The sequence below is a fragment of the Clostridium sp. FP1 genome (assembly GCF_011065975.2).
Classification (GTDB): Bacteria; Bacillota; Clostridia; order Clostridiales; family Clostridiaceae; genus Clostridium_AD; species Clostridium_AD tagluense.
This window is the reverse complement of the sequence record NZ_JAAMNJ020000001.1, coordinates 3850936-3868123: the sequence shown is the minus strand read 5'-3', so window position 1 is coordinate 3868123 and position 17188 is coordinate 3850936. Positions and strand designations below refer to the sequence as shown.

Below are 17188 nucleotides of genomic sequence, written 5' to 3'. Positions count from 1 at the left end.
CTAATTTGCTGCATCATTTGTGGTGGTGGCATTTTTACCCATTCTTTCTAATAGTACTAATGCAGTTTCCTTTTCCTCTTCACTAAATCCCAAGAATAAAATATCTGTCCAAGCCATCATGGCTTTTCTTACCGTAGGTTTTATTTTTAACGCTTTATCAGTAAGGTAAACATTATATGCTCTCTTATCTTTTTTATCTACTATTCTAATGATATATTCATCATCCTCTAACTTTTTAATAGCCTTTGCTGTGGTACCTTTATCAATCTTAAGGTAATCCGATAATTCTTCCTGCCTTATTCCATCTTTCTTATATAATGCATTTAAAAAAATATATTGACCTTTATTAATATTATATTGCTTAAGTTGCCTTCCCACATATTCATGGCCATGCCTGTGCAAAAGAGAAATCCATCTTGCCACAGAGTTTCTATTTTCATTCATTTATTTATACCTCCAGAATTAGTTGCATTCCCTACTAATTTAATGATATATCATTATAGTTTCCAATGCAACTATAATTTAGGGTAAAATTGTTTTATGTGGATAAATTTACACAAAAAAACAGAGCCCAACTTGTGAGCTCTGTTTTTGTTTATATATTATTTATGTGTTTTTATTTCATTTTCAGTTAAAAAATCTACGTATGAAGTTAAAATTTCATCTTCAGCGGAGCAACTTTGTTTATAATACCAGTCTTTAACGGTTTTATCGATTTCAGCATCTGTACCCTGGGGTTTGAATGGGTATACAACGATAAGTTTTTTTGTTCCTTTATCTCTTAATCCGATTTTTTCAACACTTGCAAAATTTTTCATAACAATTTGCCTCCTTTTTGATCAGTCAACAGAGACTGTCTATATCTGATTATTTATTTTTGATTACAGTAGCATTGTAAATATTAATTATAGCACTAATGTTATACAAAAACTCCTCAAATTGCAAATATTTAAATTGAATCAATGGGAAGATACTCAAAAAATAGTTTTATATAAAGGTTATTAATATAATTTGTAGAATAAAATATATATACAAAAGCAAAGGGAACATTATTACCTTATGATAGGTAGAAGTTATAGAGAACTTTAAAATGGATTGCTATTGTATTCCAATTATAAATATATGAAAACTTAGGAGGAAAAATAGGATGTTTGAAAAAAATTATAAAAAAACAGATGAGGCAGTTTGGCAGGGGAGAACTGATAGTGAAACCAATTATGATGCCTTTAGATGGCATCAATGTGTAAATATGATAGATTTAAAAAGCCTTGATTTAGTTGCATACACAGGAAAACTTGGGTTTGCTTTTATTGGTTTTTGCTGTGATGAAGGGGTAAGGCTTAACAGGGGAAGAATAGGTGCAGCAAAGGGTCCCCAAAGTATAAGAAATGAATTAGCCAAGCTTCCATGTAATTTTTTACAAGAGGTAAAACTTTTTGATGCAGGAGATATATTTTGCGAAGATTGCACACTTTTGGAAAGCCAAGATATTTTATCTAAAGCAATAGAAAGGGTTTTAAGCTTAAATCTGTTTCCTATTGTTTTGGGAGGCGGACATGAAGTTGCTTTTGGAAATTATATGGGTATATTAAATTATTTATCACAAAAAAGTAAAAAGCCTAATATAGGTATAGTAAATTTTGATGCTCATTTTGATTTGAGACCTTATACACAAGGAGGAAGTTCCGGAACAATGTTTAGACAAATAGCAGATATTTGTAGCTACAGAGAGCTTAAATACTCTTATATGTGTATTGGTGTTCAAAAGCACAGTAACACTATAGATCTTTTTAAAACGGCTGATAGACTAGGAGCTAAATACATGCTTGCAAAGGATATTATAGATGGAGATGATTGTAAAGTTATAAATAAAATTGACGATTTCATAAAATTAAAAGATTATATATATGTAACTATATGTTCAGACGTATTTTCTACAGCTTTTGCTCCAGGGGTAAGTGCATCTCAGCCACTTGGACTAGATCCTGAACGTGTACTAAAATTTGTTAAATACATTTTAAAATCAAATAAAGTGGTAAGCTTTGACATTGCAGAAGTTTCACCAAGATTTGATCAAGATGATATTACAGCAAACTTAGCAGCTATATTAATTTTTTCTGTTGTTAATACACTTTGTGAAATAAATAGCTTATCTATCTAAAGGGGATATGCAAGGCACTCATTTGAGTGACTCATTAAAAAGTAAGAACCTGAGTGAATACTCAGGTTCTTACTTTATGTTTTTTTATTGCTTCAATATTTATCTTAAGTATCTATATTTTTATCCATATAAATTATCTCCCAAAGATGACCATCCAGATCCTGAAAACTCCAACCATACATAAAACCTTGATCATTGGGTTTATTGGAGGTCTTTCCACCAGCGGCTAGAGCTTTATTTACAATTTTATCAACTTTCTCCTTGCTATCAACAGATAATGCCACAATGACTTCTGTGTTTTTTTTAGCATCAGATATTTCTTTATTTGTAAATGTTTTAAAAAATCTTTCAATTAATAACATTATGAATATGTTATCGCCAACATTCATACATGTGGCATTTTTATCAGTAAATTGAGGATTAAATGTAAAACCAAGTTTAGTAAAAAAATCCATGGATTTAGTAAGATTTTTAACTGGTAAGTTAACAAATATTTTTGTATTGTTATTCATAAAATCATCACCTTTCTTTTTTACTTTTAAATAAAAACTAAAAGTTGCAAGAAAACAGTTACACTTCATTTAGATAAGATAATAAAATATTTAAGGAATTGTCAAATAACAATTATTATTGAATTATTATAGCATATTGAGTGTTGGTTTAAAAGATATAAATCTTAAAAAAATTTTAAATATTCCGTAAATTTTATTGACAATTTTGAAGATTCACAATGGAATAGTATAAAGTAAATAAAACGATGAGTAAGAAGAGTAAATTTGTTTGAGAACTACAGCGAGACAGGGATAGTGTGAGCCTGATATTTTAGAGCACTTTGAATGGACTTACGAGAGGGAACCGAAATAATAGTAGGGGACACGGCTTCCACCGTTATATGGATATGATATCGGATTTATTTCCTGTATCTGAGAGATACCTTTGTTTTTGTGAAGGTAATTTGAGGTGGTACCGCGAGAATGTTCGCCCTCTATGTGTTTATAGCACATAGGGGGCTTTTTTGCGTTTAAAACAAGGCAAATTTAAAATTAAGAGGAGGATTTATTATGGAAAAGAATACTGGTTATTTTGGGCAATTTGGAGGAGCATTTGTTCCAGAAATATTAAAAGTGGTTTTAAAAGTTGTTGAAGAGGAGTTTTACAAATGTATACTTGATGAGGAGTTTTTGAAAGAACTTGCCTATTATCAAAAACAATATGTAGGAAGAGAAAATCCATTATATTATGCGGAAAGATTAAGTGAAAAACTTGGCGGAGCAAAAATATATCTTAAAAGAGAAGATCTAAATCATACTGGGTCCCATAAAATAAATAATGCTATAGGTCAAGCACTGCTAGCAAAAAAAATGGGTAAAAACCGTATAATAGCAGAGACAGGAGCAGGTCAGCACGGTGTTGCAACATCTACAGTTTGTGCATTGTTTGGAATGGATTGCACCATATATATGGGAGAGGTTGATTATATGGTATAAAATTAGCAGCCTCACTTCCAAAAGATAAAGTTATAATAATAAATCTTTCAGGAAGAGGAGATAAGGACGCTGCGCATGTAAAAGAAATGCTTGAGGAGGGTATATTAGCATAGAGAAAGTATTATAAATAAAGAATCGTTAAGAAGCTCTGAGAATATCTCAGGGTTTTTTATTTTTCGAATAATTTGTGAAGGATAATTATTGAATTATATCAATATAATAAAATTAAATTAAATGGTATAGTTATAAAGCCAGGACAAACTTTTTCCTATTGGAAGCGATAACTTAGCTGGAAAAATAGATTAATGTTTGAGTTTAAGATACTTATAAAAAACATCAAAGGAGAAAAATATATGAAAAGTTTCGATGAAAGAGATACAATGTTTGCAAGAATGAATTACATTGAAGGAAGCGAAAATTATAATGATTATTATAGTAAAAAACCAGATTTAAAGGAGGCGGATGATTCATTGAGAAGTTTACCATCCATGGGAGGGCAAGGTTCTGTGATGTTTAATAGCATAAATTCGCCTATGGTAGACGCCTCCTTTAAATATTTATACGATATAAGAAAATTTAGTGAAGGCGAAATAGCACAAAATAAAGCTGACATTGACCCAGTTGCTATAACAGAAAAAATCAAAGGATTAGCTAAGTTTTATAATGCAAAATTAGTTGGCATAACAGAAATGAAAGATTATCATTACTATTCTCACAGGGGAAGACATGAAGAAAATTATGGTGAAGAAATTAATAAAAGACATAAGTATGGAATTGTTTTTGCAGTAGCTATGGATAAAGAAATGATTATGAGAGCGCCAAAGCTTCCAGAATCCATAGCGGTTACAAAAGGATATGTGGAATCAGCCACTATTGGAATGATACTTTCATATTACATTAGGGAACTAGGGTATGATGCTAGAAATCATATGGATGGGAACTATTTAGTTATAGCGCCACTTGTAGCAAGAGATGCAGGCCTCGGCGAGTTTGGAAGAAATGGTCTACTTATAACTAAAGAAGATGGAGCATGTGTTAGACTGGGAGTAGTAACCACAGATATGCCTATTGTACCAGATGCACCAGAAGATTTTGGTGTTAAAGAATTTTGCTTGGATTGTGGAAGATGTGCAAAGACATGCCCAGGGAAATCGATATCTAAGACTGAAATGGCAGAAGAGCAAGGCGTATTAAGGTGGAAGATAAATCCCGAGGAGTGTTACAGAAGATGGAGGAGTTTAGGCACAGATTGTGGGATATGTATAGCTAATTGTCCATTTACATATGGTATATCAAAGGATTTAATTTCTAATATTAAATCATCCTCAGAAACTAGGGAAAATATTTTAAAAGACTTTGATGAAAAATATGGTATAAGACCGATTATAAGAGAAGAACCTGAATGGTTGAAATAGGATTAAGTTGAAAATTAAGGATTAAATTAGTAGAATAGACATTCCCGTTAGAGAATGCCCACCTAGTAATATAAATTTTGTAGAATTATTTAAAAAATAATTATTTTAACTTATTTCATTTCAAACCCTTGCTCATTTAAAAAATCTTTCATATGTGGTCGTTGAGGTTTGTCCATTAGATTAGATACTTGGCTTGTCCAGGTGTCTGATCTTTTTCCATTAGTTCTTTTTTTATAATACGCACTAACCTGTGCATCGTATTCTTCTACTTTTTTAGCATCACCATCTATATTATACTCATCCGTTTTAAATATTACGTCTAGTGGTAACCTTGCTTTTATACCTGGTGCATCATCTGGATAACCAAGACACATTCCAAATACGGGGTATACTCCAGAAGGTATATTTAAAATTTTACATATTTCTGTGGGGTTATTTCTTATACCACCTATATAAACCCCACCTAGTCCTAGTGATTCAGCAGCAATTAAAGCATTTTGAGCAGCAAGAGTAGCATCCACAGTTGCTAAAATAAAAGTTTCTGTGTATCCCTCTGCCATAGTTTTATGGTTAATTTCACAGGATGTTTTGGTACGATTCAAATCAGCACAGAAAACTAAAAATAATGGACACTCTTCTACATAACTTTGATCTCCTGAAAGATGCGCTATATTTTTTCGTTTAGACTTATCCACAACACTTATGATTGTATAGGCTTGAATAAAACTAGAAGTTGGAGCACTTTGTGCACATTCTATAATGGTTTTTATTTTTTCATTTTCTATAGGCTGATTTTTATATTTTCTTATGGACTTGTGAGCTTTTAATAAATTTATAGTTTCATTCATATATTCTACCACCTTAATTTATATTTAGATCATTTACTTATGTCAATAATATACCACAAAATAATGAAAACAAAGTTAAATTATTCTTTAGAATTAATGTTTTTTTTAGAATCTTCAAACAAATCAACCTTTTTATGATATACTTAATTATAGAATTTGATACTAAATTAACCATGTTTACCAAAAACATAAAAGGAGACTTGAAATGATATCTAATAAGATGAAAAAATTAGTTGCTAATAGTTCTATAATAAGAGCTATGTTTGAGGAAGGCAAAAGATTATCTGCGATTCATGGAGAAGAAAACGTTTTCGACTATAGCTTGGGTAATCCAAATGTTGAACCACCTGAAAGTATTAAAAATGAAATTAATAAAATATTAAATGAAACTCCCTCTAAGCTTGTACATGGATATATGAATAATTCTGGATATGAAGATGTTAGATCTAAAATAGCACAATTTATAAATAAAGAACATAACATAGATATTAATTCCAGTAACATAGTTATGACCTGTGGAGCAGCTGGAGGATTAAATATTTTGCTTAAAACATTACTTAATCCTGAGGATGAAGTAATTGTGTTTGCACCATTTTTTGGCGAATACAGAAACTATGTAAATAATTTTGATGGTAAACTTGTAGTAGTTTCTACGGATATTAATACCTTTGAACCTGATATGAAAGTATTAAAAGATAAAATAAATAACAAAACAAAGGCAATTATTATGAACTCTCCAAATAACCCCACAGGTACAGTATATTCAGAAAAAGTTATACAAGACTTAGCAAAATTACTTTGTGAAAAAGAAGAAGAGTTAGGTACAAGCATATATCTAATATCTGATGAGCCATATAGAGAAATAGTTTATGATAATGCTTTTGTTCCATATATTTTAAAATATTATAAAAATTCATTTATTGGATATTCATATAGTAAATCATTATCACTTCCAGGGGAGAGAATAGGATATGTGGTTGCTAATACTAAAATGGATTCTTTTGAAGATATAATGGCATCCTTAAATGTGGCCAATAGAATTTTAGGCTTTGTAAATGCACCATCACTATTCCAGAGGGTTATTGCAAATTGCCTGGAGACTAAAGTTGATGTCAATATATATAAGTCCAATAGAGATGTTTTATACAATCATCTTACAAAAATAGGTTTTAAATGTGTAAAACCACAAGGGGCCTTTTATTTATTTATTAAAACACCAATAGCAGATGATAAAAAATTCTGTGAGGAGGCAAAACAATTTAATTTATTATTAGTACCAGGGTCAGCATTTGAATGCCCAGGACATGCAAGGCTCGCTTACTGTATATCTTATGAAAAAATACAAAATTCACTACCATCTTTTGATAAATTAGCTGAGTTATACGGAATTAAATAATACTTTGAACAATTTAGATTAAAATTTTAAAGGAAGCCACTTAGGGCTTCCTTTAATTTTTATTGTTATATATATTAACTACATTTGATTTACGTTAAAAGTTCCCACCGTAGATGTCTTAGGATTAAATACATGTTCTACTCTAGGTAATGATATTCCCAAAGTCTCGCGAAGTACATCCTCTACAGTTTCTACTGTCTTAATAGTTAATTGATTTTTAATTTCTTGGGGCACATCCTTTAGGTCAATTAAATTATCCTTTGGAATTAATATCTTTGTTATTCCAGCTCTTTGAGCTCCTATTAATTTTTCTTTAAGTCCTCCAATTGGAAGTACTGCGCCTCTTAAAGTTATTTCTCCTGTCATTGCAAGTTTTGGATCCACCTTTATGCCTGTAACAAGGGATGCAAGTGCAGTGAATAGTGTAATTCCAGCTGAGGGGCCATCTTTAGGAGTAGATCCTGATGGAACATGAATATGAAGATCTCTTTCCTTAAAGTTTATAGTGTTAATTGGTAATCTTGATTTAAGGAGACTTAAGGAAATCTTTGCGGATTCTTTCATAACATCTCCTAGTTGCCCAGTTAAGGTAACTTGTCCAGTCCCTAGCATGTCAGTAGCTTCGATGAAAAGTATTTCTCCGCCTACAGATGTAAATGCTAGACCTGTGACAACTCCTGGTGGATTATCCATTTGAGCCTTATCATGGCTTGAAACTTTTCTTCCAAGTAAGTCATCTAGTGCATCTACTGTAACTTTAAATGGTAAATCTACCGTATTTGACACGATTTTCTCTGAAGTAACTCTAGCTAAGGTAGCTATTTGCTTTTTAAGTCCGCGAACTCCAGCTTCTAAAGTGTACTCACTAATTATTTTTTCTAGTGCTTCATCTTCAATAACTAACTGATCACTATTTAATCCATGTTCTTCAAGTACTGAAGGTATTAAATGATTTTTACCTATATGAAATTTTTCATTCATAGTGTAACTAGATATTGGGATTATCTCCATTCTATCCAGTAGAGGCCTAGGGATATTATCTAGGGAGTTAGCTGTTGCTACAAAGAATACCTCAGACAAATCATAAGGTAAATCCAAATAATGGTCAGTAAAACTATTGTTTTGCTCTGGATCTAGTACCTCAAGTAGTGCACTGGCTGGGTCTCCGTTGTAACCTGACATTAGTTTGTCCACTTCATCTAAAACCATAACTGGGTTTATTTCTCCTGATTTTTTAATACTTTGAAGAATTCTTCCAGGCATTGCACCTATATAAGTTCTTCTATGGCCACGAATCTCAGCTTCATCACGTATGCCACCTAAACTAAGTCTTATATATTTCCTATCAAGAGCCGCTGCAATACTTTTTCCTAAACTTGTCTTACCAGTACCAGGAGGTCCAACTAGTAATAAAATGGAACCCTTTTTATCGTTTTTAAGCTTCATAACTGCCAAATGTTGAATTATTCTATCTTTAACCTTTTCAAGTCCGTAATGCTGCTCATCTAAGATACGTCTTGCTTGTCCTAGATTAATAGCCTTAGCCTCAGTTTTTTTCCAAGGAAGTTGTACTAATAGATCCAAATAGTTACGTATAATATTATATTCAGAACTATTTTCGCTTTGACTTTCTAACTTTTCAAGTTCATCTAAGGCAGCATTTTTTATTTCAACTGGCATTTGAGCCTCTTCAATCCTATTTGCATAATTTTTATCTTTTTTAGAACCTTGACTTTTTCCTTCATTTAATTCATTTTGTATAGCTTTTAATTGTTCTCTTAGTACTGACTCTCTATAATTTTTGTTGGCTTTTTGCGTGAATTTTTCTGCCATCTCAAATTGCAATTTTAGAGATTCTTTCTGCTTTAAAAGATAATCCATAAATTTAAGGCTTCTCTCTTTTAAAGATTGAGTTTCAAGTAACTCATACTTTTCTTCATTGGAAAGTGGCATAAATTGAGTAAGATGACCTATGAGTTTATTTAAATCCTTTTGCTCATCTACTATCTTCATGAATTGGTCTGAGCCCTTGAAATTTTCACTAACTTCACGAGTAACCTTTTTCACATAAGTAAGCATTTCTTCTTGACTCTTTTCTGTAAGATCAATAACATCAGGTGCAAGTTCAAATTCTACACGAGTAAAGCCAGTTCCTATACTAAGTTCTTTAACTTCTACCCTATCTAACACTTTAATTTTTAATTGGTATCCACTTTCTGTTTTTTCAACTTCATTCACATGAAAGGAAACTCCAACTTTATGAAAATCCTCTTGCGTTAACTGACTTTGGTTAAAGTTTTGTTTTAAAGGTAATGCAATACTAAATTGCTCCTTCTTAGCTAAATTTTCAAGTTCCTCTTCACTAATCTTATTTAACTTCAAAGTATAAGCCATTCCTGGTAATAAAACTATGTCTGATACAGGTATTACCATTCCATCTTTATTTTTCGCATCTATATTTATCATTATAATCATCCTTTCTTTAATAATATTTATAAGTGAATGTTCGTTTAATTATTTATTAATTAATAGCGAGATATTCTGCAATTACTAGTTTTACAAAATTTTCTCGCTTTTATAATTATATAAGCAGGGCATCTTGAATTATTGTAATCATTTCCTCAAGGAGCTGCACCTGTTCAACTTCTCCAATACATTGTTTAATAGCAATAGATTTTATTGGATAAAAAATTATAGCTATTAAATTATCATTTTTAAAATTTTTAATTACTCTCTTCTCTTTCATATTTTCCAGCAGTTCGTTGAAATTATTTATGCCTTTTAGGGATGAGCATTGACTAGACAGGGCTGGGCAGTTTGAAAATTGATCTACAAAGTGAAATATTTCTCCATGTTCTTGTATATAGGTATAATACCCCCTGGTAAGTATTTCAATAAGTTGATGTCCATCCATGTCATCACTAAGCCTGCTAAGTAAATAATCAAAGATTTCTTCAGAGTACTCAATATATATATCTTGAAGCATTACTTCTTTATTTTCATAATAAACATAAACGGTAGCTGGGGAGACCCCTGCTTCTTTAGCAATCTTTGAAATAGAAGTACCATGAAAACCTTGCTGAAGTATTAGCTTAATCACTGCTTCTTTTATGCTCTTTTCTTTTCCGTCATCTTTTCTTCTCATTGGATCACCTCTAATAATTATATAATAAACGACCATTCGTTTATTGTCAATGGGGAAATTTTATTATTTTTATAAGAAGTATAAGTTTGTAACAGTTTTCAATATAAATGAGTGCTAATGCATTACAATTATCTATTGGACTTGCTGTAATATTGTATATATAGTGTTATATAGATTACTTTATTAAGAAGGAGGCAATTAAATGAAAAAGGAAGTTAGTATTAAAAAGATCAGAAGAGATGCAGAAGAGTCATTCAGAAAAGGTGATTATTTTTGCTCGGAGGCTATTGTTAGCTCAATAAAAAGCAATTTTGAAATTCCAATGCCAGATGAGATGATTGCAATGGCTTCAGGATTTCCTATTGGAATAGGAAAATCAAAGTGCGTTTGTGGTGCTGTATCAGGTGGAGTAATGTGCTTAGGTTATTTCTTTGGTAGAACAACTGGTGGAGACTCTAAAGTTCAAAATACTCTTAAACTTGCTAATGAATTACAAGAAAGTTTTAAAAATAATCACAAAGTCTTATGTTGTAAAGTCCTTACTCATGGAATGGACATGGCGTCTGGAGAACATAAAGCACAATGCATTTCATTTACTGGAGAAATAGCCCAAAAAGCTGCACAAATTATAGTTAGAGAACTGGGACTTGTAAATATTGATGAGTAAGGTGGTGAAAAATGGAAAGTTTAATTAAAAAAATACCAGTACCAATTGCAGGGCTTATGTTAGCAATAGCTGCAACTGGCAATCTATTATTATCTTATGGTGACATATATAGGAACATCTTTGGGATTCTATCTGCATTAATATTATTGCTACTTATATTTAAAATAGTTTTTGATACAAAAGCAGTAGTAGCCTCTTTTAAAAACCCGGTTGTTGCAAGCGTAATACCTACTTTTACTATGGGTTTAATGATTTTGGCAACCTATATAAAGCCCTATGCTCCTTCAATATCATTTGGCGTTTGGGTTTTTGGCTTATTAATGCATTGTTTCCTAATAATTTATTTTACAATAAAATTTATTTTCAACTTTGATATAAAAAAAGTTTTCCCTAGCTATTTTGTAGTTTATGTTGGTATTGTGGTAGCAAGTATGACTGCACCTACCTATAATCTCATTAGCCTTGGAAAAGGTATTTTTTGGTTTGGTCTTATATCATATTTATGCTTGCTACCTATTGTGATTTACAGGACATTCTTTATTAAGGAGATCCAAGAGCCAGCACTACCGACTATTGCGATATTTACGGCTCCAGCTAGTTTATGTTTAGCTGGATATTTAGCATGTTTTCCAGTGAAAAATAATTTTTTAGTAGGCTTTTTAGGAGGGTTAGCCTTTATAATGTTTCTAGGGGTGAGTTCGTATTTACCAAAGTTGCTGAAAATTAAATTTTACCCAAGTTATTCTGCTTTCACTTTTCCAATGGTGATAAGCGCAGTTGCTATGAAACAACTTAATGGGTATCTAGTTAAAATTAAACAACCAATATATATGTTAAAATATTTGGTTAAATTCCAAGAGGTACTAGCTGTTTTAATTGTTATTTACGTTTTATCAAGATACTTTAAATTTCTTTTTCTTGAGAGTAAAATTCCCAAGAACGCTCAAATACACAAAAGTATATGAACATGCAATGAAAAAGACTGTGATTAGATTTGATTTATAAATCTAATTACAGTCGATTTTATTTAACGACAGAACCTATGTTTTAATATTAAAAAATTAGTTTAGTAAAGAGCATAAAAAACATGTATTACGAAGGGACAGTTTAATTGGAAAATGAGTAAAATTAAAGAAAATAAATGAAATTTGAGAACTAAGGATAAAATACAAATAATGTTTATTTTAGAATATATTATATTAAAAAAATGTTGTAATAATATGTTAATCGTATTACAATAATAATAATTATAGCAAAAAAGGTAAAATATTATAAATATAGTTGGCATATAGAAATATTTTAAATGAACCAAATGGAAAGTGTATATAGTTTTTTTATAAAGGAGCATAACTAATGAAGATTGTAGCAAAAAAAAGATTGGGAGATTTATTAGTAGAATCTAGAAAGATAGCTCCAGAACAACTTAAGAAAGTGTTAATGAAACAGCAAGGCTCAGGTAAAAGGCTAGGAGAAATTCTTATTGAAGATGGTATTTTAAGTGAAGAAGATATTTTAGAAGTTCTAGAACAACAATTATCTATAAATAGAGTATATCTAGATATGGAACACATTGAGCAAAAAGTTGCTCAATGTGTTCCAGAAAGTATTTCAAAAAAATACAATTTAGTTGCCTTTGGTATGGAAGACAATAAACTAAAGATTGCCATGTCTGATCCACTAAATATATTTGCAATAGACGATGTTAAAATATCTTCAGGTTTTGACGTTAAAATATATATTGCATCAACAAAAGATATTAAAAATACAATTGATATATATTATGCTAGTCAAAATGCTAAGAAAGCTGCCGCGGATTTATCAAAAGCTCAAGGAACAAATGAAGGTAAGGAAGAAAATAAAGCGCAATTAGATGATATAAAAAGCGCTCCAGCGGTTAGACTTGTTGATTCTATAATAAGTGATGCAATAAAGCTAAAAGCTAGTGATATTCATATAGAACCTTTTGAAAATAACATAAAAATAAGATTTAGAATAGACGGAACTTTAAAAGAGATATCTAAATACAATAAAGATATATATAACGCTTTTATAACTCGTATAAAAATACTTGCAGAATTAAACATTGCAGAAAAGAGAATTCCGCAGGACGGTAGAATTTTAACAGTTGTAGATAATAAGAAGGTAGATTTGCGGGTATCTACTTTGCCAACAATTAACGGTGAAAAGATTGTTATCCGGGTACTAGATAGAGAAAACTTCTTAGTAGGCAAAGAAAAATTAGGTATGAACGAAGATGACTTAGAAAAAGCAGAAAGAATACTTAAAAACCCATACGGAATAATTTTGGTTACAGGACCTACGGGTAGTGGAAAATCCACTACACTATATACATTATTAAGTGAACTTAATGATAACAGTAAAAATATTATAACAGTAGAAGACCCGGTAGAGTACGTAGTAGATGGGATAAACCAAGTAAACGTAAATGCAAAAGCAGGACTAACTTTTGCATCAGGTTTAAGGTCAATTTTAAGACAAGACCCTGATGTTGTTATGATAGGTGAGATAAGGGACAATGAGACAGCAGAAATTGCTGTAAGAGCTGCTATAACAGGGCATATAGTACTTAGTACCATACACACTAGCGATGCACCTTCAGCAATTGTAAGGCTTATAGATATGGATATACAACCCTACCTAGTAGCTAGTGCTATAGCAGGAATTATATCACAAAGACTTGTGAAAAAAATATGCCCAATGTGCAGTGAAAATTTCGTAGCCACTGATTTTGATAAAGAAGTTTTAGGTATTCACTCAGCAGAAGAATTATTGCTTTACAAAGGCAAAGGCTGTGGACACTGCAATAGCAGCGGATACGCAGGAAGAATAGGTGTATACGAAATAATGGAAGTAACTCGTAAACACAGAGAATACATCATGCGTAACGCTAGTATAGATGAAATAAAAGATATAAGCATAGAAAATGGGATGAAAACCCTAAAAACATCCTGTACGGATTTAGTGCTAAAGGGGATGACAACTATAGAGGAATTGGTTAAGATAGCATTTTTGAAGGAATAGGGGGGTGAGCACGTGATTACATTTAAGTATAAAGTTATGAATCATAAAGGTGAGAAAATAGAAGGAACTTTTAAAGCTAATAGTAAAAATGAAGTGTTAGCCATGATAGAAGATAATAATTACTATCCTATAGAAATCAAAGAAGTATTAGAGCGTGAGCAGCAAGATTTACTTGAATCTTTTTCAAAAGTCAAAACAAAGGACTTATATATTTTCTGTAGACAGTTCCACACCATGATAAACGCAGGTGCTAATATTTCTAATGCATTAGATGTTTTAAGAAAACAAACTGCAAATAAAAAATTGAAGAAATGCTTAAATGAAGCATATGATGATGTGCAGAAGGGTATATCTCTTTCAGAGGCACTTGCAAAGCATAACGATGTGTTTCCCGATTTACTTGTAAATATGATTAACACGGGTGAAGTCAGTGGTAATCTAGATATAATAATGAGCAGAATGGCATCCCATTTTGAAAAAGAAAATAAAATAAACAATCAACTTAAGAGTGCTATGGTTTATCCAATGGTGCTTGCAGGGTTATCCGTGGTAGTAGTAGTTTTCCTCTTAACATTTATAATGCCTACATTTGTAGGAATGTTTGAAGGCTCAGGGGTAGAACTGCCAGCACCCACCAGGATAGTTATGGGGTTAAGTAAATTTATACGAACTAAATGGTACATTTTACTTGTAGTTATAGGTGGAGGGATTTATGGCATAAAAACTTATACTAGAACTCCAGCAGGTAGATTATCACTAGATGGATTGAAATTAAAACTACCAATAATTAAAGATACTACAGAAAAAGTAATAGTTTCTAGATTTACCAGAACACTATCTACAGTACTTGCCAGTGGCGTATCTTTGGTACAAGCCCTAGATGTAGTACAAAGAGTAGTTGGAAACAAAGTAGCAGAAAAAAACTTAGGACAAGTTAAAGAAAAAGTGATTAAAGGTGTATCTTTAGGTGAAGCCTTAGGAGAAACAACAATATTTCCTGTAATGCTACACTCTATGATAAAAATAGGCGAGGAGTCAGGGTCATTAGATGACATATTGGACAAGACTGCAAATTTTTATGATGAAGAATTAGAAGCAGCACTGAAAAGAATGACTACAATGATAGAGCCACTTATGATAATAATTATGGGAGTTTTAATTGGATTTATTGTTATTGCTATGATGATGCCGATGTTTGATATGTTTAAGACAGTTCAGTAGTTGTTAAAGCATAACCTTCAGTGCTTCATGTTAAGGATTTCAAAAGGGGGAATTAAACTCATACTGAAATTTTGTTAGTATATGATTTAATTTATTTTACAGTTAAGTCATTATTATATGATTTTAATAAGTTAAAGGGGGATTTATTAATGAAAATGGATCTAATGAAGAAAAAAAAGAAAAAGGGGTTTACGTTGATTGAGCTTATTGTTGTTATTGCGATTATAGGGATATTAGCTGCGATTGCTATTCCTAAGTTTGGAAGTTTGACAGGAAATGCAAAGGATAAAGCAGAACTTGCAAATGGAAAGTTAATAGCGAATACAACTAGTGTACTTCTAGCAGATGACAGAATTTTATCAGCAACAGCAGTAAATGTAAACCATTATATTCCTGCTGAGGCCATAGAAATTGTTTCAGCAAATACTGCTACACTAGTAGGACACACTATCGCAGCTGAGTTAGAAAATGTTCCTAAGACAAAAGATAAGGTCACAAGCTTCTATGTAAAAATAGATACTAGTGGAAATGTTAAGGTATATAATAAGTCCACTTGTGCAGTTGGAGAATTAGTTTATCCTAAATAGAAATCAAAAACTTCTAGTTCTTGTTACCATCTCAGGGTACGTAACAAGAACTGGAAGTCTATATTAAACATTTAAACTAAATAAACTAAAAAAGAGGTGACCACCAATGTTCAACTCAAAAGTCTTATCCCTAGATATAGGTTCGAAAAACACAAAAATTGTTCTAGGAACTCAAAATAAAAAAAATGTAATCATAGAAAAAGCAATTACCATGATTACTCCATTAGGGTGTTATAATGATGGAAATATTTTAGATATAACTAAATTTAAAAGTGAAATTTCAGATGTTTTACAAGTTGAAAATATAAAATGTAAAAGAATTATTATCACGTCAAAAAGCACCTCAGTTATAACTAGAGACATTGATATTCCAGTAGCTAAAAAGGAAGATATGGACGCTATAATTAAGTTTCAGATGGAAAGATATTTACCAATTATGTTTGATGATTATATAATGCAATATAAAATATTAGAAGAGTTTGAAGACGAGGGTATAAAACAGGCAAAAATTACAGTAGTTGTGTATCCTAAAACCATGGCAGAGGGATATTATAATTTAGTAAAGGAATTAAAGGGTAATGCGGTAGCATTAGATATTAGTTCAAACAGCATTAATAAGTTATTTACTTGCGATATAAAAGTTAACGATGAAAATTACAGTTTAGAAGATACTGTTGCAGTTATAGATTTAGGATATGATTTTATAAATGTAAATATTATTTCAGATGGAAATGTGCAGTTTACTAGAATTATTAATTATGGTGGTTCTCATATAGATATAGATATTGCTAAGCAACTATCTATATCAGAAGAAGAGGCAGAGCGGCAAAAGATTGAAGGTTGTAATTTAGAAAGAGAATCTTCCAGTGATATGCAAAGTTCAACCATAAACGATATTGTAAAAGCACAAGTAAGAAATTGGATTCAAGAAATAGAAAGAATGCTTAATTATTATAAAACTAAAGAACAAGGAAATAAAGTAGACAAAATATATATCTATGGAGGAAGTTCAAATATTAAAGGTATAGAAACATTTATAAAAGATGCATTGAACTTACCTGTTACTAAAATACAGAGCTTAAGCAATGTAAACTGTTCTAAAATAGTAGACAAATCTAAAGCAGATCCATTTAAAGTAGATTCATCTAATGTAGATGGGGAATTAAGCAAATATTTAAACGCTATAGGAGCGATAATAAGATTGAGGTAGGTGAGACTT

General features: G+C 31.2%; 15 protein-coding genes, 1 pseudogene and 1 other annotated feature. Of the genes and pseudogenes, 10 read left to right on the top strand and 6 right to left on the bottom strand.

Going from position 1 to position 17188, the window contains the following annotated elements; all coding sequences use genetic code 11:
* Together G9F70_RS18780 and G9F70_RS18775 are read right to left on the bottom strand one after the other, a co-directional pair.
* Window positions 1-444 carry a MarR family winged helix-turn-helix transcriptional regulator gene (locus G9F70_RS18780; RefSeq protein ID WP_164947003.1) on the bottom strand — a complete coding sequence of 148 codons (444 nt, stop codon included), beginning with the start codon at window positions 442-444 and terminating at the stop codon, window positions 1-3.
* Window positions 445-602: 158 nt separating this feature from the next.
* Window positions 603-818 (bottom strand): hypothetical protein, encoded by a 216-nt coding sequence (locus G9F70_RS18775; RefSeq protein ID WP_125004869.1) that lies wholly within the window; start codon window positions 816-818, stop codon window positions 603-605.
* A gap of 329 nt (window positions 819-1147) precedes the next feature.
* Between G9F70_RS18775 and hutG the strand changes: the two genes are divergently transcribed.
* On the top strand, window positions 1148-2161 hold the full coding sequence (hutG, locus tag G9F70_RS18770; protein ID WP_164947004.1) for a formimidoylglutamase: 1014 nt from the start codon (window positions 1148-1150) through the stop codon (window positions 2159-2161).
* Between the two features lie 104 nt (window positions 2162-2265).
* Here the strand turns inward: hutG and G9F70_RS18765 are convergent, their stop codons facing one another.
* Window positions 2266-2673: a VOC family protein gene (locus tag G9F70_RS18765; RefSeq protein WP_164947005.1), complete on the bottom strand. Its 408-nt coding sequence runs from the start codon at window positions 2671-2673 to the stop codon at window positions 2266-2268.
* A 236-nt stretch (window positions 2674-2909) separates the two neighbouring features.
* Window positions 2910-3150, top strand: a binding site (T-box leader).
* Window positions 3151-3222: 72 nt separating this feature from the next.
* Here G9F70_RS18765 and G9F70_RS18760 point away from each other — a divergent pair.
* Both G9F70_RS18760 and G9F70_RS18755 read left to right on the top strand, forming a co-directional pair.
* A pseudogene (locus G9F70_RS18760) lies at window positions 3223-3636 on the top strand (pyridoxal-phosphate dependent enzyme); the annotation flags it as partial.
* Between the two features lie 365 nt (window positions 3637-4001).
* Window positions 4002-5063: a 4Fe-4S dicluster domain-containing protein gene (locus G9F70_RS18755; protein ID WP_164947006.1), complete on the top strand. Its 1062-nt coding sequence runs from the start codon at window positions 4002-4004 to the stop codon at window positions 5061-5063.
* Window positions 5064-5173: 110 nt separating this feature from the next.
* Here the strand turns inward: G9F70_RS18755 and nfsA are convergent, their stop codons facing one another.
* Complete coding sequence (nfsA, locus tag G9F70_RS18750; RefSeq protein ID WP_164947007.1) at window positions 5174-5911, bottom strand: oxygen-insensitive NADPH nitroreductase; 738 nt, start codon at window positions 5909-5911, stop codon at window positions 5174-5176.
* A 205-nt stretch (window positions 5912-6116) separates the two neighbouring features.
* On the opposite strand from nfsA, the gene G9F70_RS18745 reads away from it, so the two are divergent.
* Complete coding sequence (locus G9F70_RS18745) at window positions 6117-7307, top strand: pyridoxal phosphate-dependent aminotransferase (RefSeq protein WP_164947008.1); 1191 nt, start codon at window positions 6117-6119, stop codon at window positions 7305-7307.
* Between the two features lie 78 nt (window positions 7308-7385).
* Here the strand turns inward: G9F70_RS18745 and lon are convergent, their stop codons facing one another.
* Together lon and G9F70_RS18735 are read right to left on the bottom strand one after the other, a co-directional pair.
* Window positions 7386-9773 carry an endopeptidase La gene (gene lon, locus G9F70_RS18740; RefSeq protein WP_164947009.1) on the bottom strand — a complete coding sequence of 796 codons (2388 nt, stop codon included), beginning with the start codon at window positions 9771-9773 and terminating at the stop codon, window positions 7386-7388.
* Between the two features lie 115 nt (window positions 9774-9888).
* Window positions 9889-10452 (bottom strand): TetR/AcrR family transcriptional regulator, encoded by a 564-nt coding sequence (locus G9F70_RS18735; RefSeq protein ID WP_164947010.1) that lies wholly within the window; start codon window positions 10450-10452, stop codon window positions 9889-9891.
* A 202-nt stretch (window positions 10453-10654) separates the two neighbouring features.
* On the opposite strand from G9F70_RS18735, the gene G9F70_RS18730 reads away from it, so the two are divergent.
* The 6 genes from G9F70_RS18730 to pilM all read left to right on the top strand — a co-directional run bounded on the left by G9F70_RS18730 (window position 10655) and on the right by pilM (window position 17179).
* The gene (locus tag G9F70_RS18730; protein ID WP_164947011.1) at window positions 10655-11119 is read left to right on the top strand and encodes a C-GCAxxG-C-C family (seleno)protein; all 465 of its coding nucleotides are present in this window, start codon (window positions 10655-10657) and stop codon (window positions 11117-11119) included.
* 11 nt (window positions 11120-11130) lie between these two features.
* Entirely contained in the window at window positions 11131-12084 is a 954-nt protein-coding gene (locus G9F70_RS18725) for a TDT family transporter (protein ID WP_164947012.1), read from the top strand.
* Between the two features lie 388 nt (window positions 12085-12472).
* A complete protein-coding gene (locus G9F70_RS18720; RefSeq protein ID WP_164947013.1) occupies window positions 12473-14161 on the top strand; it encodes a GspE/PulE family protein in 1689 nt (562 codons plus the stop codon).
* Between the two features lie 12 nt (window positions 14162-14173).
* Entirely contained in the window at window positions 14174-15382 is a 1209-nt protein-coding gene (locus G9F70_RS18715) for a type II secretion system F family protein (protein ID WP_164947014.1), read from the top strand.
* A 149-nt stretch (window positions 15383-15531) separates the two neighbouring features.
* Window positions 15532-15969, top strand: coding sequence for a prepilin-type N-terminal cleavage/methylation domain-containing protein (locus tag G9F70_RS27325; protein ID WP_318011001.1), 438 nt, complete (start codon window positions 15532-15534; stop codon window positions 15967-15969).
* Window positions 15970-16075: 106 nt separating this feature from the next.
* Entirely contained in the window at window positions 16076-17179 is a 1104-nt protein-coding gene (gene pilM / locus G9F70_RS18705; RefSeq protein WP_164947015.1) for a pilus assembly protein PilM, read from the top strand.
* The last annotated feature ends 9 nt before the right edge of the window (window positions 17180-17188 follow it).